Origin of the sequence: Shewanella eurypsychrophilus, from assembly GCF_007004545.3 — a bacterium.
GTDB lineage: Bacteria > Pseudomonadota > Gammaproteobacteria > Enterobacterales > Shewanellaceae > Shewanella > Shewanella eurypsychrophilus.
Genome location: NZ_CP045503.2, coordinates 3,588,071 through 3,611,371 on the forward strand (window position 1 = coordinate 3,588,071; position 23,301 = coordinate 3,611,371).

General features: G+C 42.2%; 25 protein-coding genes. 10 read left to right on the forward strand and 15 right to left on the reverse strand.

The genetic code is table 11. The features are described 5' to 3' along the window. Nucleotide 1: 1 nt before the first annotated feature. Nucleotides 2-766 carry a tRNA (cytosine(32)/uridine(32)-2'-O)-methyltransferase TrmJ gene (gene trmJ / locus FM038_RS15145; RefSeq protein ID WP_142874204.1) on the reverse strand — a complete coding sequence of 255 codons (765 nt, stop codon included), beginning with the start codon at nucleotides 764-766 and terminating at the stop codon, nucleotides 2-4. A 156-nt stretch (nucleotides 767-922) separates the two neighbouring features. Between trmJ and suhB the strand changes: the two genes are divergently transcribed. The 5 genes from suhB to FM038_RS15170 all read left to right on the forward strand — a co-directional run bounded on the left by suhB (nucleotide 923) and on the right by FM038_RS15170 (nucleotide 3,904). Next, nucleotides 923-1,726, forward strand: a complete 804-nt coding sequence (gene suhB, locus FM038_RS15150; RefSeq protein ID WP_142874205.1) for an inositol-1-monophosphatase — start codon at nucleotides 923-925, stop codon at nucleotides 1,724-1,726. A 210-nt stretch (nucleotides 1,727-1,936) separates the two neighbouring features. Beyond that, entirely contained in the window at nucleotides 1,937-2,335 is a 399-nt protein-coding gene (locus tag FM038_RS15155; protein WP_142874206.1) for a phosphate-starvation-inducible protein PsiE, read from the forward strand. 151 nt (nucleotides 2,336-2,486) lie between these two features. Then, nucleotides 2,487-2,789 (forward strand): PilZ domain-containing protein, encoded by a 303-nt coding sequence (locus FM038_RS15160; protein ID WP_142874207.1) that lies wholly within the window; start codon nucleotides 2,487-2,489, stop codon nucleotides 2,787-2,789. Nucleotides 2,790-2,901: 112 nt separating this feature from the next. Next, on the forward strand, nucleotides 2,902-3,570 hold the full coding sequence (locus FM038_RS15165) for an AAA family ATPase (protein ID WP_142874208.1): 669 nt from the start codon (nucleotides 2,902-2,904) through the stop codon (nucleotides 3,568-3,570). Next, complete coding sequence (locus FM038_RS15170; RefSeq protein WP_142874209.1) at nucleotides 3,557-3,904, forward strand: replication protein RepA; 348 nt, start codon at nucleotides 3,557-3,559, stop codon at nucleotides 3,902-3,904. The genes FM038_RS15165 and FM038_RS15170 overlap by 14 nt, the downstream gene beginning before the upstream one ends. A gap of 100 nt (nucleotides 3,905-4,004) precedes the next feature. On the opposite strand, the gene FM038_RS15175 is transcribed toward FM038_RS15170, so the two are convergent. Further along, nucleotides 4,005-4,247, reverse strand: coding sequence for a YecH family metal-binding protein (locus FM038_RS15175; RefSeq protein ID WP_142874210.1), 243 nt, complete (start codon nucleotides 4,245-4,247; stop codon nucleotides 4,005-4,007). Between the two features lie 173 nt (nucleotides 4,248-4,420). On the opposite strand from FM038_RS15175, the gene FM038_RS15180 reads away from it, so the two are divergent. The 3 genes from FM038_RS15180 (at nucleotide 4,421) to FM038_RS15190 (ending at nucleotide 8,423) form a co-directional block, all read left to right on the forward strand. Further along, nucleotides 4,421-6,097 carry a sensor histidine kinase gene (locus tag FM038_RS15180; protein ID WP_142874211.1) on the forward strand — a complete coding sequence of 559 codons (1,677 nt, stop codon included), beginning with the start codon at nucleotides 4,421-4,423 and terminating at the stop codon, nucleotides 6,095-6,097. After that, nucleotides 6,094-6,804 carry a two-component system response regulator BtsR gene (gene btsR / locus FM038_RS15185; RefSeq protein ID WP_142874212.1) on the forward strand — a complete coding sequence of 237 codons (711 nt, stop codon included), beginning with the start codon at nucleotides 6,094-6,096 and terminating at the stop codon, nucleotides 6,802-6,804. Before FM038_RS15180 ends, btsR begins: the two co-directional genes overlap by 4 nt. Nucleotides 6,805-6,965: 161 nt before the next feature. Continuing rightward, nucleotides 6,966-8,423 (forward strand): carbon starvation CstA family protein, encoded by a 1,458-nt coding sequence (locus FM038_RS15190; RefSeq protein WP_142874213.1) that lies wholly within the window; start codon nucleotides 6,966-6,968, stop codon nucleotides 8,421-8,423. Between the two features lie 75 nt (nucleotides 8,424-8,498). Here FM038_RS15190 and FM038_RS15195 read toward each other — a convergent pair whose 3' ends face one another. The 9 genes from FM038_RS15195 to FM038_RS15235 all read right to left on the reverse strand — a co-directional run bounded on the left by FM038_RS15195 (nucleotide 8,499) and on the right by FM038_RS15235 (nucleotide 17,013). Beyond that, complete coding sequence (locus FM038_RS15195) at nucleotides 8,499-9,038, reverse strand: YaeQ family protein (protein ID WP_142874214.1); 540 nt, start codon at nucleotides 9,036-9,038, stop codon at nucleotides 8,499-8,501. Nucleotides 9,039-9,157: 119 nt separating this feature from the next. Continuing rightward, nucleotides 9,158-10,069: a precorrin-2 dehydrogenase/sirohydrochlorin ferrochelatase family protein gene (locus tag FM038_RS15200; RefSeq protein ID WP_195873076.1), complete on the reverse strand. Its 912-nt coding sequence runs from the start codon at nucleotides 10,067-10,069 to the stop codon at nucleotides 9,158-9,160. A gap of 136 nt (nucleotides 10,070-10,205) precedes the next feature. After that, complete coding sequence (locus tag FM038_RS15205; protein WP_142874215.1) at nucleotides 10,206-10,523, reverse strand: putative signal transducing protein; 318 nt, start codon at nucleotides 10,521-10,523, stop codon at nucleotides 10,206-10,208. Nucleotides 10,524-11,221: 698 nt separating this feature from the next. Then, nucleotides 11,222-12,169, reverse strand: coding sequence for a protein translocase subunit SecF (gene secF / locus FM038_RS15210; protein WP_142874216.1), 948 nt, complete (start codon nucleotides 12,167-12,169; stop codon nucleotides 11,222-11,224). Between the two features lie 12 nt (nucleotides 12,170-12,181). Continuing rightward, nucleotides 12,182-14,032 carry a protein translocase subunit SecD gene (gene secD / locus FM038_RS15215; RefSeq protein WP_142874217.1) on the reverse strand — a complete coding sequence of 617 codons (1,851 nt, stop codon included), beginning with the start codon at nucleotides 14,030-14,032 and terminating at the stop codon, nucleotides 12,182-12,184. Between the two features lie 18 nt (nucleotides 14,033-14,050). Next, nucleotides 14,051-14,377 carry a preprotein translocase subunit YajC gene (gene yajC / locus FM038_RS15220; protein ID WP_142874218.1) on the reverse strand — a complete coding sequence of 109 codons (327 nt, stop codon included), beginning with the start codon at nucleotides 14,375-14,377 and terminating at the stop codon, nucleotides 14,051-14,053. A 32-nt stretch (nucleotides 14,378-14,409) separates the two neighbouring features. Continuing rightward, a complete protein-coding gene (gene tgt / locus FM038_RS15225; RefSeq protein WP_142874219.1) occupies nucleotides 14,410-15,534 on the reverse strand; it encodes a tRNA guanosine(34) transglycosylase Tgt in 1,125 nt (374 codons plus the stop codon). Nucleotides 15,535-15,749: 215 nt separating this feature from the next. Further along, nucleotides 15,750-16,787 carry a tRNA preQ1(34) S-adenosylmethionine ribosyltransferase-isomerase QueA gene (gene queA / locus FM038_RS15230; RefSeq protein ID WP_142874220.1) on the reverse strand — a complete coding sequence of 346 codons (1,038 nt, stop codon included), beginning with the start codon at nucleotides 16,785-16,787 and terminating at the stop codon, nucleotides 15,750-15,752. A gap of 64 nt (nucleotides 16,788-16,851) precedes the next feature. Beyond that, complete coding sequence (locus FM038_RS15235; protein WP_185965872.1) at nucleotides 16,852-17,013, reverse strand: hypothetical protein; 162 nt, start codon at nucleotides 17,011-17,013, stop codon at nucleotides 16,852-16,854. Between the two features lie 159 nt (nucleotides 17,014-17,172). On the opposite strand from FM038_RS15235, the gene FM038_RS15240 reads away from it, so the two are divergent. Together FM038_RS15240 and FM038_RS15245 are read left to right on the forward strand one after the other, a co-directional pair. Then, nucleotides 17,173-17,766, forward strand: coding sequence for an acyl carrier protein phosphodiesterase (locus FM038_RS15240; protein WP_142874793.1), 594 nt, complete (start codon nucleotides 17,173-17,175; stop codon nucleotides 17,764-17,766). Between the two features lie 93 nt (nucleotides 17,767-17,859). Further along, nucleotides 17,860-18,525 carry a pseudouridine synthase gene (locus tag FM038_RS15245; protein ID WP_142874221.1) on the forward strand — a complete coding sequence of 222 codons (666 nt, stop codon included), beginning with the start codon at nucleotides 17,860-17,862 and terminating at the stop codon, nucleotides 18,523-18,525. Between the two features lie 62 nt (nucleotides 18,526-18,587). On the opposite strand, the gene FM038_RS15250 is transcribed toward FM038_RS15245, so the two are convergent. The 4 genes from FM038_RS15250 to FM038_RS15265 form a co-directional block, all read right to left on the reverse strand. Beyond that, entirely contained in the window at nucleotides 18,588-18,989 is a 402-nt protein-coding gene (locus FM038_RS15250; protein ID WP_142874222.1) for a hypothetical protein, read from the reverse strand. Nucleotides 18,990-19,213: 224 nt separating this feature from the next. After that, complete coding sequence (gene sstT / locus FM038_RS15255; RefSeq protein WP_142874223.1) at nucleotides 19,214-20,443, reverse strand: serine/threonine transporter SstT; 1,230 nt, start codon at nucleotides 20,441-20,443, stop codon at nucleotides 19,214-19,216. A gap of 194 nt (nucleotides 20,444-20,637) precedes the next feature. Next, on the reverse strand, nucleotides 20,638-21,534 hold the full coding sequence (locus FM038_RS15260; RefSeq protein WP_142874224.1) for a chemotaxis protein CheV: 897 nt from the start codon (nucleotides 21,532-21,534) through the stop codon (nucleotides 20,638-20,640). Between the two features lie 108 nt (nucleotides 21,535-21,642). Next, nucleotides 21,643-23,166, reverse strand: a complete 1,524-nt coding sequence (locus tag FM038_RS15265) for a phospholipase D family protein (protein ID WP_142874225.1) — start codon at nucleotides 23,164-23,166, stop codon at nucleotides 21,643-21,645. Nucleotides 23,167-23,301 lie beyond the last annotated feature (135 nt).

Consider the following 23,301-nt stretch of genomic DNA (forward strand, 5'->3'; position numbering starts at 1 on the left):
CTTAGTTACCTGAATCGTCTTTTGAAGTCATCTTCTTATCAATCGAGGTCAACATGCCACGTAAGATATTCATCTCTTGTCTCTCAAGACGTGCACGACTAAACAGACGACGTAATTTGGTCATAACTTGGCCAGGATGTTGCTTAACAATAAAGCCAGTATCTAATAAAGTATTCTCTAAATGTTCAAAAAAGTTTTCACGCTCTTTGGCAAAAGGGTATTCCACTTTAGGTTCAACGTAATCAGCTGAGCGGCCTTTTTCAAATTCACTCTTCTCATGTGCCAGATGGGCTACACGAGATTCATAACAGATAATCTGCACAGCTTGAGCTAAATTGAGCGAGGTATATTCAGGATTTGCAGGAATCGAGACATGGTAGTTACACTTTTGCAGCTCTTCATTGCTCAAGCCATTGTTTTCACGTCCAAATACGATAGCGACAGGACCATCGAGTGCAGAGGCAACAAGCTTCTCTCCCGCTTCTCTTGGCTCTAACATGGGCCAATCTAATGTACGACTACGGGCACTTGTTGCGATAACTAAACTGCAATCGGCAATTGCTTCTGCCACACTATTGACTGTCACCGCGTGTTTCAAAATATCAGATGCGCCAGCGGCTAATGCAACTGAATGTCCATCAGGCTCTACGCGAGGCTCAGCAAGATATAAAGTGGAAAGGCCCATGGTTTTCATTGCTCGGGCGGTAGAGCCAATATTACCAGGATGAGATGTACCAACGAGTACTACACGAATGTTGCTGAGCATGAAATCACTTATATTTTGATGATTAGAATTGGGTAAAGATGTTATCACATTCGGATTTGTTTTTTTAATACAAAAACCGGTATTTGATATATTCAGTTATTGGCGTATAATACGCCCCGATTATTATATCTGTTCTTTAACATCCAGGGGATTGTAATGCATCCGATGCAGACTATTGCCGTGCGCGCCGCTCGCGCCGCAGGCCAAACGATTATACGTGCTTTTGCTGAACTCGATAAAGTCGAAGTGACAGCGAAAGGAATAAATGACTACGTGACTAACGTAGACCAAGAAGCAGAAGCTGCAATTACTTATCAGATCCGTAAATCTTATCCTGATCACACTATTATTGGTGAAGAAAATGGTGAGAATAAAGGCGAAAATAAAGATTACATTTGGATCATCGACCCTCTGGATGGCACTAACAACTTTGTTAGAGGCATTCCTCACTTTGCAGTTTCAATTGCCGTACAGTACAAAGGCAAGACTGAAGTTGCTGTAGTCTACGATCCAATCCGAGATGAACTATTCTCAGCCGTTCGTGGTAAAGGCGCCAAGTTTAATGATTTCCGTATGCGAGTTTCTAAGCATAATGATCTTAACGGTACAATCCTAGGAACAGGTTTCCCATTCAAAGCAAAACAGCACACTGAAACCTACATGAAGATCTTCGGCTCTTTATTCACACAGTGTGCCGATTTACGCCGTGCAGGTTCTGCAGCGTTAGATCTTGCCTATGTCGGTGCTGGTCGATTAGATGGTTTCTTCGAAATTGGTCTTAAACCATGGGATATTGCAGCGGGTGAGCTTATCGTTCGCGAAGCCGGTGGTACAGTAACTGATTTCACTGGTAACCACGGTTATATGTCTTCTGGAAATATTATTGCAGGTGCGCCAAAAACGACCTCTGCAATCGTTAAAGTTGCTCGTCCGTTATTGAGCGAAGCGCTAAAACGCTAACGCGTTTGTTTCAAAAGAACAGATTAAAAAAGCCATCATATGATGGCTTTTTTGCTTTTAAGCGCCAACATCTTGTTCCCTATCAAAATTGAAGCTGTTTTTCTCCTACCAAATAGACTGGATTTCTATAATGTGAATAGTGTCACATAGATAAATCAGCATAGTTCTGTATTGTTGTTACCATTAGAAAAAACATATCCAGAGGCCTATATGGGAAAGCTATACAGTCAATATGGTTCAAAAAGCCTTAAAGCCGTTGAACACTTCGTCCTAATCATCATCGCTATCGCCACAATCATCGCCATTGGCCAAGAAATTGTGCATATCATCACCAATGCTCGGGTTGATTTAGCCGATCTATTATTACTGTTTATTTATTTAGAAGTGCTAGCCATGGTGGCCAACTATGCTGAATCGGGGAAATTGCCCGTTCGGATGCCCATCTATATTGCAATAGTAGCCTTAGCCCGTTACTTAATTCTAGATATGAAAGCCATGGATGACTGGCGAATTATCACCATCGCAGTATCGATGCTTTTTCTTGCTGTAACCGTGATCATTATCCGTTGGGGACAGCTAAAGCTTCCTTACCCTCGCATTAAAGATTAGTGAATTCAGCACTATTGCTTATGCTCACCTACCCTTAGGTGAGCATCTCACAACCTTCGACCTTGCCTCTTTACGCTAACTTTGTTTTTAGTACGAAAATTATGCTAGTTTTAAAAGACTTATTTTTTATTCATTGAGTAAGGGACTTTTGATGGCAGATATAACCGAAGATTTAGATGACCGACGTACTTCCCTTCGGGTTGACATGGAAGCTGAACGTATCGGTCTGGCGTGGCATGATGTAAATGGTCAACAGCAATTAGCCGATGGGATCTGTATCGACCTCTCCAGACGTGGAGTATTAATTGAATATAAATCCGGATTTAAAGTGGGAGAACTCCTCGAAGTCACTTTTAACCCTGATAATGATAAAAAGCACACTGTCAAAGGTCAGGTTTGTCGAACCATTAGCTGTAGTCCACAGGGTTTCCATATTGCAATCCAACTTCTCTAGCAACTTAATGGATTTTTAAAGGAGGTTTTCAGCAGTATTCTAGAGTCTGTTCTATACTTAACGCACTTAATATTCAAAGGTAATTGGTGCGATAACACATGGAGATACTTTTATGATCTTGCTTGTGGGCGGAGAAAAAGGTGGAGCAGGGAAAAGCTGTATGGCCCAAAATCTGGCGGTTCATATCACACAAAAATATCAAGCCAATGTCTTAATGGTTGACTGTGATCCTCAGCGAACCACATCAGACTGGATCCAAGCACGAAATGAAGATCCTGAACTGCCAACCATTAATTGTATTCAACTGTACGGCAAAATCCGCAACGATTTATTAAGCCAAGATAAGCATTTCGACTACGTGATAGTAGATTGTGGTGGTCAAGATAACTTAGCAATGCGAGCCGCTATGTCTGTTGCCACCTATGTTGTTCTTCCATTGCGGCCCAAACGTCGCGATCTTAAAACCTTACCCCATATGGAAGATATGCTCAGCACCTGTAAGATGGTCAACCCCAAAATGGTCGCAACGATTGTGATGACCCAATGCCCATCCCTTCCTAGCCAATATAAACGCATCTTAGAGGCGAAGGAGGTGGTTGAATCCTTCGGTTTACGCGTGCTGAATGCCGTTACCTTTAGCAGGAATATTTATGACGACAGTGAAGAGCAAGGCTCGTCAGTTATCGAAATCGAGCCAGGAGGTAAAGCCGCATTAGAGATCCACGCTATCGCTGATGAACTTTTTGCTATAGAGCCAGAAAATTGCTATGAGCTTAACTGATCTCAAACGTAGGAAAAAGAAAAGTCCTCAGACTCAGGTTTCCATCGAGGATTTTATCGAAGATGCAAATAATTATGCTTTTGGTCAGCCTAGTGTGGTGAGTCAAAGTCGAAAGAAATTAAGCAAAGGAAAACAAAGGGGATTAGATAAACATTCGACAAAAATTTATAAACACGCCACCTTCTCGCTGACAGAAGATGCCATTGCTATACTAGACCAGATTTCAACTGAGGCGAAAATAGCAAAATCTCGGCTTATTCGGATCCTGATCTATGATTTTGCAGCAAAAAGAAAAAACGAACAAAGCGCTATTATCGACTTGAGTAATGATTAAGTCTTATAACTAAAGCTTATGACTCCATCTTCAGTATCAGATAGTTAGCGCTTATTATGTTCAACATAACAGCTTGCTGTATGATTTAGACTTTTATGCCTTAGTGTGAGCAAATTCGATTAGCGGCGGTCTCGATACCCTCTGCAGATTCGATAAACTTGCCCTTCTTCTCTAACAATTCAATTAAGGTACTGGCATTCATCTCACTCGCAGAGCATGTATGATAATGTGCTGACTCACCAAAATGCTCATGCATCAATATTTTTAGCTCTTCTCTCGTTACTGCTTTACCTAATGTAAGCATCAACTCCATCACTTGATGGCCATGAATAGATTCGGACATATTATTTAACCTATAAGACATATAAAATATAACCCTTTATAATCAATATTTGAACTTCAAACTTTGATCTACAACCCAAGCTAAAAAAATAGCAGCTTAATAGACAGCAAAATTTTGGTTTTTCACTGCAGCTCTGGCAAAATAATCTAATATTCCCATACAGGTAGAAAGATATGCCCCTAATCTTATTGCTCACACAGCAAATGTGCCTCTACCTGGTTATCGTGTACCTCGTCAGTAAAACGCCACTGTTTAAGTTTTTTTCAGAAGCCGCCACTAGGCTACCGCACAAGGTTTTTATCTATTTCATTTTTTCAGGATTCTGCATCATGGCTACCTACTTTGGTGAGCAAACCAATGATGCTATCGCTAACACCCGAGCTATGGGTGCTGTGCTAGGAGGGCTACTCGGCGGCCCGGTTACTGGTTTTTTTGTCGGGCTCACTGGTGGACTTCATAGATACAGTTTAGGGGGATTTACCGATCTGGCCTGCGCCATCTCAACAACTTTAGAAGGACTTTCGGCAGGTATCATTAGCTTATATCTGAGGAAACTGGGGAAAAGTGAACTTATTTATAGCCCGCTTCTGGTCTGTTTAGTCACATTTTCAGCCGAAATGATGCAAATGAGTATCATATTAATAGTGGCTCAACCTTTCGGCGATGCACTTGGCTTAGTCAAACAAATCGCTCTGCCGATGTTATTAGTCAACTCTATTGGAGCTGCGCTGTTTATGAGTATGGTTCGCGACCAAAAAACCATGTTTGATAAACTCTCTTCTGCATTTTCAACCAAGGCTTTGAAAATTGCTGAGCGAAGTGTGGGAGTGTTATCTAAAAGCTTCGATCAAAAGAGCAGCACGCAAGTGGCTCAAATTATCATAGAGGAAACCCATGTCGGCGCAGTAGCCATTACCGATAGAGAGAAACTCCTTGCCTTCATAGGCACGGGGGCGGACCACCACATCCCTGGAACGCCCATATCCTCAAAAATCACTCAAGAGGCGATTGAAAACAACTGTGTTATGTTCGCTGATGGTGTCGAAGTTGGATATTCCTGCTCTATCTCATCTCAATGTCGTCTTGGCTCTAGCTTGGTTATTCCACTGAGGTGTGAAAATGAAGTCATTGGTACCATTAAATTGTACGAGCCTAAAAATAAATTATTTCTCAATATCAACCGTACACTTGGCGAAGGCATTGCGCGATTGTTATCGAATCAGATTTTATTCGGTCGATTCGAACGACAACAAAGCTTACTGACTCAAGCGGAGCTAAAGCTGTTACAGGCACAAGTGAATCCACACTTTTTATTCAATGCACTCAATACTATAGCAGCGATTATTAAGCGAGATCCCCTTAAGGCAAGACAGTTAATCCAACAGCTTTCTCTATTTCTACGCATTAATCTCAAGCGCACAACGGGCCTTGTGACACTAGCCGATGAACTGGAACATATAGATTCTTATTTAACCATTGAAAAAACGCGATTCATAGATAAGCTAACGGTGGATATTCAAATCCCCCATGAACTTCTCAGCTATCGAGTTCCAGCATTTACATTACAACCTATCATAGAGAATGCGGTGAAACATGGAACATTTCATATGCTTGAACACGGAATGATCACTGTCACTAGCAAGATAAAAGATGATTTATTACTATTAGAAGTCACCGACAATGCAGGCCTTTACCTAGTTAAAGAGAATTCAGAAGGACTGGGAATGAATCTAGTTCACAAGCGTATCCAAAACCAGTTTGGCTCTCAATTTGGCATTGATGTGCAATGTCAAAAAGATGAATTAACAAAAGTAACCATTCGGCTACCCTATATGGAATCAATATTGTGATCAAAGCGCTCATCATCGATGATGAACATTTCGCCAGAGCAGAACTAGCAGACCTATTGAGTTCGTATGAAGGTATTCAAGTAATAGATCAGTGCTCTAATGCCATTGAGGCGCTACAGAAAATCAACACTCTCAAACCGGATCTCATTTTTCTCGATATACAGATGCCGAGGATCACAGGCCTTGAGCTAATAGGCATGTTAGATCCAGAGACAATGCCGAGGGTCGTATTTGTTACAGCTTTCGATGAGTATGCAGTAAAGGCATTTGATAATAATGCCTTCGACTATCTATTAAAACCCATAGATGAGCATAGACTTGCGCAAACGATCCAACGAGTGAAAAAAGACGTGACGCCTAAAAATGTAGAAATTCTTGCCCCCGAGCAATTCAGCCATCTACCTTGCTATTGTGGTAGCAAGCTTAAGGTGATTGCCATAAAAGATGTTGATTATATTTTCAGCGACCTTAGTGGTGTTCATGTGGCAACCAGCAAAGAATTGGTGCACACCCAATTGACTCTCAAAGTATTGGAGCTCAAGACACCGCTTATTCGATGTCACAGACAATATCTTATTAACCCTGAAGCGATATCGGAAATAGAATTACGAGATACTGGTGCTGAAGTCACCACACTATCGGCAGAGAAAGTCCCCGTCTCTCGGCGCTATTTAAAGCCGTTGAAACAACTTTTTGGTTTTCAATGAGCCAATATCTGTCTATTTTGGTTACCTCTGGCTAAGGGCTTTAACCGCTTAAGTAGACATAAAACCGCTTACCTGCAAGAAACAACCTCTCAGCTAAATCTTAACGCACCTCCTCTTTAACATCTTTACAATAAAACCACTCAAAATGGGAGATGATGATTATGATGTGGTTTTTGATGTGTATTGGCCTACTTATTGGCGGATATTTTGTTTATGGTGTTTTCGTTGAAAAAGTGTTCGGTATTAATGAAAAACGCCAAACCCCAGCCTTTGCTCAAACAGATGGCGTGGACTTTGTGCCTATGTCTAAGGGAAAAGTTTACTTAATCCAACTGTTAAATATTGCAGGTGTTGGCCCAATTTTCGGCCCAATTTTAGGGGCGCTTTATGGCCCTGCAGCAATGCTTTGGATAGTATTCGGTTGTATATTCGCTGGTGCAGTCCACGACTACTTCTCAGGTATGCTGTCAATTAGAAATCACGGACAATCTGTCCCTAATCTAGCCGGTAAATACTTAGGTAAAGGTGCGAAGCACTTTATGAACGTATTTGCCATCATTCTGCTGTTGCTCGTCGGCGTGGTCTTTATCTCGGCCCCAGCAGGCTTACTAGGCAAGCTTACTGGTTGGGATGTATCAATCTTCCTTGGTTGTATTTTCGCTTACTACCTGATCGCGACTATTGTTCCTGTCGATAAGATTATTGGTCGTCTGTACCCATTCTTCGGTGCACTGCTGCTATTTATGTCTTTTGGATTAACAATCGCACTCGTCGTTTCCAGTGAACATACAATGCTCCCAGGCTTCGAAGCAGGTGATTTCTTAAGTAATTTGAATCCTAATGATATGCCTTTATGGCCAGCACTGTTTATTACCATTGCTTGCGGCGCCGTATCTGGTTTCCATGCGACTCAGTCTCCATTGATGGCACGATGTGTTGAGAATGAAACAAACGGCCGATTCGTCTTCTATGGCGCTATGATTGGTGAAGGTGTTATTGCCATTATCTGGTGTGCGATTGCCCTATCTTTCTTCGGCGGTGTTGCAGGCCTTAACGAAGGAATGGGTGGTAACCCTGCGAATGTCGTTTATGAAGCTTCTACAGGCCTTCTTGGTGCAGTGGGTGGATTCCTGGCAATCTTAGGTGTTATTATTTTGCCTATCACCTCTGGTGACACAGCCTTTCGTTCTGCGCGTTTAATTCTGTCTGAGTTCTTCAAGATGCCTCAAACAGAGCTCCCAAAACGGTTATTATTGGCCATACCGCTTTTCATCATGGGTGCGATACTGACTCAAGTTGATTTTGGGGTGATATGGCGTTACTTCGGCGTTGCAAATCAGACAACTGCGGTGATGATGTTGTGGACTGCCTCAGCTTACCTTCTACGTCACAATAAGTTCCATTGGATCTGTACTATACCTGCGATGTTTATGACGACTGTCGTCGTTAGCTTCCTGCTCAGCTCGCAGACATTAGGTGCAGGTTTACCCATGACTCTATCAACCATTACTGGCATAGTGACGACTGCAGTGGTCACTGGATTGGTAATGATTAAAACCAAAGGAAAAGGTGAAGGTGAAAGTGAAGATGATTTAGTTGAAGAGAAATCAGCTAGCTAAATATTCTATGCAGCCAAGCGTTTAAACCTAAACAGCCAGTCATTGACTGGCTGTTTTCTATTAACCAAAGGGAGGTTATTGTTTAAGTATTTCTGGTATAATTTGAACACTGCCGTCATCACTAGATAACCAAACTTCCCCATCACTAATATTATACTGTAGCGCCATATTACGGGCGACCAGCTCTCCCATTTGTTTCACAGCCTCTTCAGGGATATTCCACACTTTTAGATTCTTATAGCGCTCTAGCGCTTTTTCATTTTGTTGCCACCAAATTGGCACGCTTCGTCCACCATAGGTAAACAGCTGCACCTGTTTCGATCGACCACTGGCTTTTCTTAGCCATTTCTCATCACTCTGACCGAACTCTATCCAAAGTTCAATTTCACCAGAAAGTGACTTTTGCCAAAGCTCAGGTTCATCTTCAACACAGAGCCCTTTACTGAATTCTAGAAATTCAGAGGCATTAAGTGCAAATGCCAATAATCGAACCATCATACGGGAGTCTGTTTCAGAAGGATGCTGCGCTAATGTCAGTTGATGGTCCTGATAATATCCACGATCCATATCGGCTATTTGTATATTGACTTTATAAACGGTTGCTTTCGGTGCCATAAGTTATCTATCTCTCAATTAATTGGCAATAGTGTAACTCAATTCCGATCTCAAAATAGACTTGTCTTGACTCATGACCATATCAAACAGATAAAATACTACGACCATCAAGCTATAAGCTAAATAGTGCCTGCAGTTAAATGCTTTGCCATAGGAAAGTGAGCTTTAAGTTGAGCAACCTTGTCCTTATCCGCATAAACAAGACAACGCTGACCACTCTCGTATAGCTCACTGAGTTCACTCAATATTGGTATTTCACCTCGATTAGCATCACGACGAACAAATTCATTCAGCGCAAATGGTAGCTCGACGGTACTAAAAATTTGATCCAGTTTCTGCATCAGCGGCATCGCAGCAATGGGTAACAAGGATGCAGGAGTTTCATCATCGATAAGTAATAATTCTCCACCTAATGACAGGTTTTGAAATCCATTGTCGTAATGAACCGCTGTATCATCATCAAACTTATCTCCATTTGCTCTGAAGAAATGTTCCCAAAATAGTTTACGTTGTTTGAATTGCGGCAACCTCTGTTGCACCTCATTACGCCTAGATGCAACGAAATCAAACAAGGGGGCTAGCGATTGAGGCAACCAAGATTCTAACCTCGCTCTGAGCTCTCGAGCAAAAATAGGCGCGGCTCCAGCTGTACTTATTGCTATCTGGAGGCGACCTCGGTCTACAATTGATGGTGTAATGAAGCTGCATTGCTTCGGGTTATCGACAACATTAACCCAGATCCCACGTTCTCGAGCAATAGCAGCCAACTTAGTATTGAGCACATCATCTGCTGTTGCGAGATAAACAAGATCAAAATCAGTGATATCCTCAGACTTCACTTCACGATTAATAATCGTGATACGATCTTGGCTAGCACTTTTATACACTTCATCAGAAATATCTACCGCTATAACAGTGATAACAGCTTCTGTTCTAGCGAGTAATTCAAGTTTTCTGGAGGCGACATCACCCGCTCCCACGAGTAAGACTGTTAGCTTTGATGTATCAACGAATAGGGGAAAGTACTGCATTAAGGATATATTCCTAATCTTGAATTAATAGAAAATGATGATCATTTTAGACGCATAGCCAGCGGCGATTAAACCTCTCTGAGTATACTCTATTGTTTCCAGTTCAAGTGTGAAGGTGCTAATCCACTACAGTGCTTTAGTTATAATGATCACACCGTTCTGCACTGCATTGCCAGCATAGCTCAAAACTGGATTCATTCATTTCATGACACTTAACACACTGCCATTGTGGACTCTCTACATTCAATGATTCAAGCATCTGTTTAGCCTGTTCATATTTTGACTCACAAACCCACAATTCAACATTTTGAAGGTCGACTGGCAGCTCACCAATCCCACCTAATAAGGCTTCGCCTCTTAACTCAACTTCGATACCACTGGTTTCTAACAGGCCTTTCCAAGTATGAGCCTGAAGTAAATTACCACCTGCAACGATACGGCTACGATCTTCCATGTTATTCCCTACATCTATTGCTCTTCTGGCAAATTTTAAGGTTAATACTCATCTCATATTTCGTTAACAAGTATATGAGTGCCAACATCCTACTGCTAAATGAGCAAGCCTGTCGAGGGTAAATATGGCCAAGCTAGATAATTCAGTTGTTACAGCTTGGAGATGTATTAATTTAATACCATTTCCATTAAATAAGTGACCATTCAGCGGGAGTTAAAAACGCTGTAGGCAAGATAAGGGGATTGAAGCTAATAGTTATTCTCGGCTCTGGCATCCTGCTTCGCCCTACCTTCTGCATCCATGCAGTCGTATATCGAAAGCCACTTTCGCAGCTTAAAGTGTTTTTCCCATGCTTTAAAAACAGCCGCACTTCGTGAGCTTCTCAGGGCTTCTACTTCTGCGTTGCATTGCCTCGAAAGGGAATAACCATTTCGTCAACAATGCGCCTTGAATTTAAAGCCCTGAGAAAGCTCTGAATTGATCATATGTTTAATGGAATTGGTATATCGAGCGCACACATGTTGCTTTTCTATTTTTTAATGACAATAAAAAACCACCCGAAGGTGGTTTTTTTAAACATACTGAGATTTTAAAAAATCTTAATGCGACAGTGCGTCTTGGTCTGCGCCTTCTTTTTCTATCTCAAATAGCCAACCATCATAAACTTGATGCTTGGCCATTTAATAGCGTTTAGAAACTTAGTGCGACAGTGCGTCTTGGTCTGCGCCTTCTTTTTCTATCTCGACGGGCATCATGTGCTCGCGATTGATCCCAAGCTTAATCGCTAAGAAGCTTGCAACATAGATAGAAGAGAAAGTACCAACGAAGATGCCCATTAGAAGTGCCGTAGCAAATCCATGGATCATGGTTCCACCCTTAAGGAACAAGGCAATAACCACCACTAACGTTGTGCCCGTTGTAATAACAGTTCGGCTCATTGTCTGAGTGATAGACTTGTTAACAATCTCTTCAGGCTCACCTTTACGGATCTTAAGGAAGTTTTCACGAATCCGATCAAACACTACGATGGTATCGTTAAGTGAGTAACCGACAACGGTCAATACGCCCGCAAGTACCGTCAGATCGAAATCTAACTGGAACAATGAGAAGACACCTAAGGTAATAATCACATCGTGCGCCAATGCAGCAACAGAACCGACTGCTAATCGCCACTCGAAGCGGAACGACACATAAATAAGAATACAAATAAGTGCAACCAATACTGCCAGGCCACCCTGCTCTGCTAATTCTTTACCTATCTGAGGTCCAACCATCTCAACACGCTTTTGGATAACTTGCGGATCAAGTTTAATCGCCGCTTCCATCACATGTTCGACTTGAGTGTCGCTCTTCACGCCTTCCTTAACAGGAAGACGGGTGATCACATCGCGACTCGAACCAAAGTTCTGTATCACGACACCTTGAGTCTCTTCACTGGTTAGCTCGGCGCGAAGCGCCTCCAAATCAGCTCGAGATGAAAATTCAAGTTCAACAACGGTACCACCAGTAAAATCGAGTCCCCAGTTTATGCCTTTAGTCGCAAGCGACGTCAAAGAGGCTATCACTAAGACCAAAGACAGGATACTGACTGGTACTGCATGACGCAGAAAGTTGATCGTGCCCTTTATCGATAAAATCTGAAACATAATCAACTTTCCTTAAATAGACAGTTTCTTAACGCGCTTACCACCCCAAACAGCGTTAACTATTGAGCGGGTTCCCACGATAGAGGTGAACATAGAGGTCGCAATACCTATCATCAAGGTAACAGCGAAACCTTTCACTGCACCAGTACCTACGGCGAACAAGATAAGTGCTGTCATAAAGGTGGTGATGTTTGCATCAGCAATGGTAGAAAACGCATTTCCATAGCCTTCATGGATCGCCTGCTGAACACTTCGACCATTTCTTAACTCTTCACGGATACGCTCATAAATCAATACGTTTCCATCAACAGCCATACCAACAGTCAGTACCATACCTGCAATACCAGGTAGCGTAAGTACTGCGCCAGGGATCATAGACATGACACCAACGACCATAACAAGGTTTGCAGTTAATGCTAGGTTAGCAATCAAGCCAAATCCACGGTAGTAAACCAACATGAACATAAGGACAACAGCCATACCCCAGATCATGGCTTGCACACCATTTTGGATGTTCTCTGCGCCTAAGCTTGGACCAATAGTACGTTCTTCAACGATAACTACCGGAGCAATCAAAGCACCAGCACGTAATAATAGCGCCAGGTTTTGTGCTTCTGCATGATCAAGCCCTGTGATAACAAAGTTACGTCCAAGGCGCGCCTGGATGGTTGCGACTGAAATAACTTCTTCTATCTTTTCAAGCTTAACGCTGCCATCAGGGTTCTTTTCACCGTTATCTTTGTACTCAATAAACAAGGTCGCCATTGGATTACCAATGTTGTCCTTTGTCACATTTGAGAAGATTGAACCACCTTTAGAATCCAGGTTGATGCTCACTTGCGGTCGGCTATACTCATCAAAGCTAGGCTGTGCACCTTGAATATGGGTACCTGACAGCATGACTTCTTTATAAAGAGCAACCTTTCCGCCTTGACGACGATCGTAAATCTGAGAGTTAGCAGAAATACGGCCACTAGCAATAGCAGCAGCGTCGGCTTTCTCATCAACCATACGAAATTCAATAGAAGCCGTCGCACCTAGAATCTTCTTAGCGCGAGCTGTATCTTGAACACCAGGCAATTGAACGATAATTCGCTCAGCACCTTGACGTTGTACGACAGGCTCGGCAACACCCAGCTCATTCACTCGATTACGAATCGTGGTGATGTTTTGCTGAAGTGCTTCCTCTTTTACCTGCTTAAGGTAGTTTTCGCTTAAATTAGCGATTAAGAAATAATTTTCACCCGATGAAACATCAGAGAAGATCATGTCATTACCACGACTCTTAAGAAAACGTTCGGCTTTCGCTAAGTTTTCAGCATCACGAAATTTTATCTCGATGCCTTTAGCACTGTCACGAATGCCCGCATAACGGATCCGCTCACCACGAAGGTCAGTTCTAAAGTCGGCCATTTTAGACTCTGTCATCTTACGAACAGCTTCGCCCATCTTAACTTCCATTAAGAAATGCACACCACCACGTAGATCGAGACCGAGTTTCATCGGACTGCCGCCCATGGATTCTAGCCACTCAGGTGTCGCCGCAGCTAAATTTAAGGCGACGGTGTATTTGTCCCCTAAAACTTCGGCGATGATATCTTTAGCAACGAGTTGCTGATCACCATCATTTACACGGACTAAAAGCTGACCATTCTCAAGTTCAGAACGTTTGACAGTAATATTCTTACTAGCAAGCGCATCATTGACCATTGACTGAGTTGCCACCGTCACTTCTACTCCACGAGTAGCAACGACTTGGACCGCGTAATCTTCACCGAAGAGATTCGGAATTGCATAGAAAGAACCGACCATAATGACTATAGCCACCATGAAGTTCTTCCACATTGGGTATTTATTTAACACACCATCGCCCTCTTGGCTTTAAAGTGACTTAATAGAGCCTTTTGGCAATACAGCCGCAATGTAGTCCTTTTTAATCGTAATTTCAGATGTTTCATTGATAGTCAGCAACACATAATCATTCTCTTCGCTGATCTTAGCAATCTTACCTAAAATACCACCGCTGGTGAGTACTTCATCACCTTTACTCAATGAACCCATTAAGTTTTTGTGCTCTTTGACACGCTTTGACTGCGGGCGGAAAATCATAAAGTAGAAGATCAGGCCGAATATAACCAGCATGAAAATTAACTCCATGGTGCCACCAGTGGCTGGGGCATCTGCAGCGTACGCATTTGAAATGAACATAGTTATCTCTTCTTATTAGCAGTAGTTAAAAATTAATCGGACAATTTAGGAACTTCACGACCTTGACTGGTATAGAACTCCTCAACGAAGGCGTCTAATGTACCTGTCTCGATTGCACCGCGCAAACCTTCCATCAACTTTTGGTAATATCTCAGGTTGTGAATGGTGTTTAAACGAGCACCTAAAATTTCGTTGCAACGATCTAGATGGTAAAGATATGCCCGTGAGTAGTTCTTACAGGTATAACAATCACATTTAGTATCGAGTGTTGCCGTGTCATCACGATGGCGCGCATTGCGTATCTTGATAACACCTTCACTGGTAAACAGATGACCGTTTCGAGCATTACGTGTTGGCATGACACAATCAAACATATCAACACCGCGACGTACACCTTCTACAAGATCTTCTGGCTTACCGACCCCCATCAAGTATCTAGGCTTATCTGTAGGGATTTGAGGGCATACATGCTCCAAAATACGGTGCATATCCTCTTTCGGCTCACCTACAGCTAACCCACCAACGGCATAGCCGTCAAAACCAATATTAACTAACCCCTTTACGCTTTCATCACGCAGGTCTTCATAGACGCCGCCTTGGATGATGCCAAACAGGGAGTTAGGATTTTCTAATTTGTCAAACTCATCACGTGAACGCTGCGCCCAACGCAGAGACATCTGCATCGACTTACGCGCTTCATCTTCAGTCGCCGGATAGGGTGTGCATTCATCGAAAATCATGACAACATCACTGCCCAGAGAGTTCTGGATCTGCATTGATTTCTCAGGGTCTAGGAAGATTTTCTCACCATTGATAGGTGAACGAAAATGTACACCCTCTTCAGTGATCTTACGGATATCACCTAGACTAAACACTTGGAACCCGCCTGAGTCGGTTAAGATAGGACCGTGCCAGTTCATGAAGTCGTGAAGATCGCCATGCTTACGCATGATCGCTTCACCAGGACGCAGCCATAAATGAAAGGTGTTGCCCAGAAGAATCTCAGCGCCTGTTTCGCGCACCTCTTCAGGGGTCATACCTTTTACAGTGCCATAGGTACCGACTGGCATGAATGCTGGTGTCTCAACCGTGCCACGCTCAAAAACTAAACGTCCACGACGTGCACGACCATCAGTTGTATCTAATTCAAATTTCATGTTTCACCTCGCCAGATAAACAGTCTGACTTAATCATTTTATCAAGCCTTGCTCTTTCACAACGTTATCGTTAGAAGCGCAAAGCAAATATTAATATTAGAGATAAGGGCAAACTGTTTAGTATCAACCCTAACCTTAAAAATAAGATCAAAATATAAAGCTAAAAAAATACCCACCTCAACGTGTGGGTGGGTATTTTAAAACAATTTTAGTTATTAGTTCGCTTTTTTAGTCACAAACATGGCATCACCATAGCTAAAGAAGCGGTATTTTTGAGCGATCGCGTGCTGATAGGCGTTTTTTACCTCATCGAAGCCAGCGAATGCACTTAGCAACATGATCAGCGTCGACTCTGGAAGATGGAAATTAGTCACCATCGCATCGACTATTTTAAATTCATAGCCAGGATAAATAAAGATATCGGTATCACTACAAAAAGGGACAAGTTGATCAATACTTGCTTTGGCAGCGCTCTCAAGTGAACGTACTGATGTAGTACCTACGGCAATAACACGGTTGCCTTTTGCTTTAGTCTGGACCACCTTATCGACGACTTCTTGAGAGACCTCTGCCCACTCAGAGTGCATTTTATGCTCGAGGATGTTGTCGACTTTTACCGGCTGAAAGGTCCCAGCACCAACATGAAGTGTCACAAAGGCAGTATCGACACCTTTGGCGACAAGCGCTTGGAGAATGTCATCGTCGAAATGCAGACCCGCAGTAGGCGCCGCAACTGCGCCTGGTGTTTGATTATAAACCGTTTGATAACGCTCTTTATCCGCATCTTCGTCGGGACGGTCTATATAGGGTGGCAATGGCATATGCCCCACTTCTTCTAACACTTCAAGAATTGTTTTCTCTGACAGAAGTTTCAACTCAAACAGTGCATCATGACGCTGAACCATGATCATCTGATAGCCACCATCTAAACAGATAATCGTATCGACTTTTGGAGATTTAGAGCACCTTACATGGGCTAAAATACTCTTATCATCGAGCATACGCTCAACAAGTAGTTCAAGCTTACCGCCTGTTTGCTTTTTACCAAACAAGCGCGCAGGGATCACTCGGGTGTTATTAAACACCATAAGATCACCAGGATTGACCATATCTAGGATATCTGTGAACTGCTTGTCTGTGATCGCACCACTATTACCATCTAATGCAAGTAGCCTTGATGATGTACGATCGGCGGTAGGATAACGAGCGATAAGCTCATTTGGAAGTTCAAAAGAAAAATCGGTGACACGCATGGTTAGTCTCTGCTTAGCATAAATCCGGCGCTAGTCTATTGGCACAGAGAAATAAGATCAACAATCAGTTACCGATTTTACCATCTTCTTGGACTCTTGACTCTTCAGTGACGTCAAAATCTTCCTTTCGATAACTATGTTGCTCGTAGGGGATATCGATTTGCACACGCTTTCGCTGAGTTTGTTCTTTTTTAGTAAACACTTTTGAAAACCAGTTCCACATCATCCTTGACCCTTAAACCGATAATTGATGAGATTATAAAATGATGCACATCCTTAAGAAATCAGTCAAATCAAGATTAAAGTGAATGAAAGACTTTCTTAGCATCGAAGGCCATGATACCGTGAAACTAGAGTTTTCACCATGAAAATTAACAATTACCTAATGAACTTTCTTGCTCACCTACATCTAGCTGATAATAGTAAAACAAGTCTTGCTGCAAATATTGCTGGTGATTTCGCCAAAGGAAATATTAGTAACTTTCCTAAACACCTACAGCAAGGGATCTGGTTACACAGACAGATTGACCAGCTCACAGACAGCCATGAACTCACTAAAGAGCTCGTTGAAAAGTTTCCCAAAGCGTTAACGAGAGCAGCCCCTATCATTATCGATTTGGCGTTCGACCATATGTTGGCCAAATACTGGGATGAATACCACAATCTCAGCCTGCAAGAGTTTGCCGTCAAGGCTTACGATGCCATAGATACTTGCGAACAATTACCAGAAAAACTTCAGCAACTGGCCCCTATCATTCGCAAAGAAAACTGGCTTGTCGCTTATAAAAACCAAAAAAACCTAAAGAAAACCATTAATTCAGTTGCTCAACGTATTTCTAAACCAGAGATATTTAATGGCGCTATGCAAGCAGTTGAAAAACTAGACATTGAAATAGAGATTGCGTTTAGAACCTATTATCCTCAACTGATGGCTTATAGCCGGATCTGGAGCCGACAAACACCCGCTGAGTATTTATAATTGATGTCTTCGAGTAAATGTATACAAAAGTAATCGTTTAATAATTTTCAACCTCTACTGTTTTTGCTAGAATTCGCCGCAATAGGAGAATGCATGCAAATTTTTACATATACGCCCCCCTCAATTCCTTGGCTAGATATCCGTTATCAAGACAGAGATATCATAGTTATCAATAAGCCTTCTGGCCTGCTATCTAACCCTGGACGTGCGGCAAACACTTATGATTGCGCCCTCAATCGATTACTTCAAAGCTACCCGGAAGCCATACTTGTACACCGCCTCGATTGTGCAACATCGGGGATAATGGTATTTGCTCTCAATAAAAAAGCTGAATCGAATATCAAAACCCAATTCCAGAATAGAATGAGTAAAAAGGTCTATATCGCTGAAGTTCAGGGGCTTATGGAGCAAGATGAAGGCTTGATAGAGCTCGCTATGAAAGCAGATAAGGCTCGACCGCCGTTACAAGAGATAGCCACTGACGGCAAACCATCGAAAACGTATTTCAAGGTAATAGAGCGAAGGAAAGCCAGTACTTTGGTAGAGCTAAAGCCCGTTACAGGTAGGACACACCAACTCAGACTGCATATGTTAGCGTTAGGTCATACCATCTTGGGAGATGATTTTTATGGCGATAAAGAGATCATAGCGGCATCAAACAGACTGAGGTTACATGCAATGTCACTAACAATCAGCCATCCGTTTTCAAATAAAGAGATGACCTTCAAGAGTTTTCACCCTTTTCATAACGGTTTATAGAGGTCTCGCATCAGCATGGTCAGTCACGCTGATGCTCTTTCTATCTAGGTGGCTATAGCCAACTAAGCAGCTTTGACGGTATAGAAGCACTCGCTTGAGTTACAAATTTGCAGCGTATGCTCATCAGATAATAGGAAGTACTCACCGAAGATATTTCCGCCTTTATCTTCGAGCTTTAATCCTTCATTGGTTTCAGTACTCATCATCCTATCTAAGCTATGGCAGCCATCATTCGACCAGATCTCCAAGTATATTTGATCTTCCTGTCTAAACAAAGTGAGCTTATTTGACGTACCATCACGATCATCAATCCATCGACCTATGACTTCCCGGATATCGAGTTCTTTATCTTGCCAACCTAAGCGTTTGCGCTTATCTACTACTGACATTTTAATCACCTTGAGTAATTCTCTGCTTTCTTCTGGGCGATCTGGGTACTTTATGGCTTCAACCATTGAATTCATTTCAATTAACTCCATTGAAACTTGTTATGTTAACGATTTGTATCGATTTAAAGCTAAGTCGAGATTCTTAATACCTTAACCTGCTTAAATTCAGTGTAGCTTAGTAACTGTATAAAAGTGTATCGCATATGTACAATAAAAATGCGACATAAGTCACTTTACATGCATAAAAAAGCGCCTAGATTTATGGTCTAGGCGCATTCAATTAGACTTGTACTTAAATGTTAGCTATTTATAGACGCCTTATTTTCAGCCGCTTCACACGCTGCGGCGGTAAAAATAACATCCGTTGAACTGTTCAAGCCAGTCTCTGCCGAGTCTTGGATAACACCTATGATAAAGCCTACCGCAACAACCTGCATAGCCACGTCATTTGAGATCCCAAATAAACTACAAGCCAATGGGATAAGCAGTAGTGAACCGCCAGCCACACCTGAAGCACCACAGGCAGAGACTGCAGCGACAACGCTGAGCAAAATAGCAGTCAACATATCAACTTGAATGCCCATGGTATGAACCGCAGCAAGTGTTAAGACTGTAATAGTGATAGCCGCGCCGCCCATATTAATGGTGGCACCTAACGGAATAGACACAGAATAAGTATCTTCATGAAGCTTAAGCTTCTCACACAAAGCCATGTTTACTGGAATGTTCGCTGCACTCGATCGAGTAAAGAAAGCCGTCACACCACTTTCACGTAAACAGGTCAACACTAGCGGGTATGGATTACGTCTGATCTTGATAAATACAATAAGAGGATTGACCACTAAGGCAATAATCGCCATCGCACCTAATAAAACAGCCAAAAGCTGAGCATAACCTGCAATTGCTGAAAAACCAGTCTCTGCAAATGTTGCCGCAACAAGGCCGAAAATACCGATAGGCGCTAAACGAATGATAAAGCGTACCATCTGGGAGATACCGTGGCTCACATCAGAAAATACTTGTTTGGTAGTATCACTGGCATGATGAAGTGCTAAGCCTAAGCCCACACCCCATGCAAGAATACTAATATAGTTTCCGGTCATGAGTGCATTAACTGGATTATCGACTAACTTAAACAGCAAGGTATGAATCACCTCGCCAATCCCTTCTGGTGGAGTAGCCCCTTCAGCACCAGTCGCTAGCACTAGCGTCGTTGGGAATGCGAAACTCATTAGTACTGCAGTCAGTGCGGCTGCAAATGTACCGAATAAATATAAAATCACAATCGGTTTCATATTTGTTTTAGCATTTTTCTTTTGATTAGCAATCGAAGCCGCCACTAAGATAAACACTAAAATGGGTGCTATAGCTTTTAAAGCACCAACAAAGAGCCCACCTAAGAAGGAGACGCTTTGTGCAGCACTTTCCGAAAAGGTTGCCAGTAAGATACCCGCAATAATTCCAAATAAAATTTGCAGCACTAGGCTGCCGTTAGCAATTCGCGCTAACAGAGATCGGTTTTCGTTCATTGTTTGGCCTGTCATTATTATATTTTATTGATTAGTTCCAATCAGACTGTATCTAAATCACTTTCGTTAATCTTAAGTTCATCCGATCACACTTCCTTCACAGGAAGTTGTATCTAAACCGCCTTCACATGTCTAGTAATACAGACTAAACAGCTGATTATATTACCCTGTAGCAGCATTATGGTAACAGAATGCTAAACATTAGCATTGTGTTGTTCTGCTCCTCGTAGCATTGCACTAATTAACTCATGGGCATCGAACTTTGTGAGCGCTTCATCGGCACCCACTTGATGAGCTTGACTAACACTAATCTCACTGGATAGAGAGGTATGCAAAATAATATAGGCTTGAGCTAATATCGGTGTATTTTTCACCTCAAAAGCTAATTCATATCCATCAAGGCCAGGCATCTCAATATCACTCACAAGCAGATCAATTGCCATTCCATCATTTGCTGCCTGCTCCATAATAGAAAGCGCATCACGGCCATCTGAGGTCACCTGATAAGGTATGTTGATACTATCTAGCGCATCTGATAGCTGTTTACGTGCTACTTTCGAATCATCGACTAACAAAATATTGAGTGGTTTTAATTTCTCACGCTGAACATCTGTCAAAATTGCCCGTGTGGTTTCTGGGCTGGGTGGAAATACTTTAGAGAGCAGTAACTCAACATCGAGTAATTGCACAAGTTTATCATCAAAATAGGTCACACCTGTTAAATAGGCATTTCGGCCTAAGTTATTAGGTGGAGATTCAATATCGCGCCAGTTGCACTCTATAATTTTATCGATAGCACGTACCAAAAAACCAATAACCATTCGCTGGCAATCAGTAATGATAATATAACTCTTAGAAAGCTCTTCTTGCGCTATGGGGGTATAGCCAACAGCAGCAGCCATATCGATAATGGGGATCGTGTTGCCTCTAATTGTTGCTGTCCCCATTATTGTCGGGTGAGAGTGAGGGATCGCGCTTAAAGGCGAAAATGGCACTAACTCACGGATTTTAAGTGTACCCAATGCAAACAGTTGCGTTTGAGATATACGAAAAAGCAATAAGCCTTGTGATTGGCTAGCCTTACTCTTCATTAGCGTACCGAATTGAGATAAAAATGATTGATTAAGTTTAATCTATCACAGTGCAAATGAGATGACATCAATCAAAGTCGCACTAATTAAATCTGTAAGAGATAGTTGCTATAACTGAGATTCAAAAGGAAATAATGCAATAAAGTCGGCCATGAATTTTCGCCAAAACCCTGCACCGGGTTCAGCATAGATGACCACATTGTTCTCTTCATCTAACCAAATGAGCTCACCCTCTTCAATGGCTAACTTATAGGTCGAATCAGCGAGTCCACTTTCTACACCATCAACAACTGCATTAGCGAAGTTTGCGTTATGAAACATGATCCCCATTTCGGTATTGATATGGGCAGATCTTGGATCGAAGTTAAATGAACCGACAAAAATTGACTTTCTATCTAAAACAAACGTTTTCGCATGTAAACTGGAGCGAGAGCTCCCTGACCAAGAGGAAGGCTTATGAAGGGGATCGGCTTTTACTTCATATATCTTGATACCAGCCTCTAATAAAGGCTGCCGATATCCCTGATAGCCAGCATGAACAGCAAGCACATCAGTAGCTGCTAAGCTATTGGTGATGATAGTAATATCCAAACCAGCTTTCGCTGAGCGAACTAAACTCTTTGTTCCCTCACTCGTTGGCACAAAATAGGGGGAAATGATTAGCACCTCTTTTTGAGCGCTAGACAGGAATCTGGACAGATCTGACAATAACCATTTTTGCGCTAACTGATTCTGAGCCTTCTCAGGAGGATCGTAGACAACCTCACTCTTCCCCCAATGCCAGACGAGGGAATCATCCTTAATTTTTTGTAACAGCTGACTTAATTTTAAACGACCCACATATTGATTTGACTCAAAGGCTTCACGTTCAAGTTCTAATAAGGAACCTAGATTTTCAAGATCTGCTTCAACACTGATCCCAGATGCTAAGGATTCTATTGGGTAGCTAACAAAAGCATTCCAATATCGATCGAATTGCGTGGAGACCTTATCCACCGCATCACCAATAGCCATTAAGTCAAAATCGCCAAAATCAACCTCTTCATTATTTGAAAAGTATTCATTACCAATATTTCTTCCGCCAACAATGGTCGCTGAATTATCAATAGTAAGCGATTTATTGTGCATGCGACGGTTCATTCTGGAAAAACCAGTAATGAACTCTAATCCTCTATAACTTCGGGAATAAGATGGATTAAATAAGCGAACTTCAATGTTCGGATGACTTGCTAGGTTTAGCAAGCCCTGATCTAAGTTTTTACTGGTGAGGTCGTCGAGTAAGACTCGGACCCTAACTCCCCGCTCCGCCGCATCCAACACATGCCAAATAAGCAACTTACCCGCATCATCATTGCGATAAATATAATATTGGAGATCGATACTCGTATTAGCAGATTTGATTAGCGCCAGTCTGGCAATGAAGGCATCCAAACCATTAATCAGTGGAATAACTCCCGTTTGTTCAGGGTGCTCACTAATTAATGGGGCGACATGATTGGCCAGAGGAGAGTCGGCTTTCGGAGTAAGCCGATAACTTGTTTGTTTATCGGCTTGATCTGGAATGTTGCTACACGCAGACAAGAACAAAAATAGAACTGAAATCAGTCTCGCATACAGTGTATCTTTCGCCATCCTAGCTCCTGTTGCTTTACTCGCCTACTTATACCATTCCATATAAGTATCTGGTCAGTTCAGAGACTCTCAGTTTTTTCAATTCAAGACACATTGATGAGGAAATGGTTATTCCCTTTTAAGTCAATGTAACAC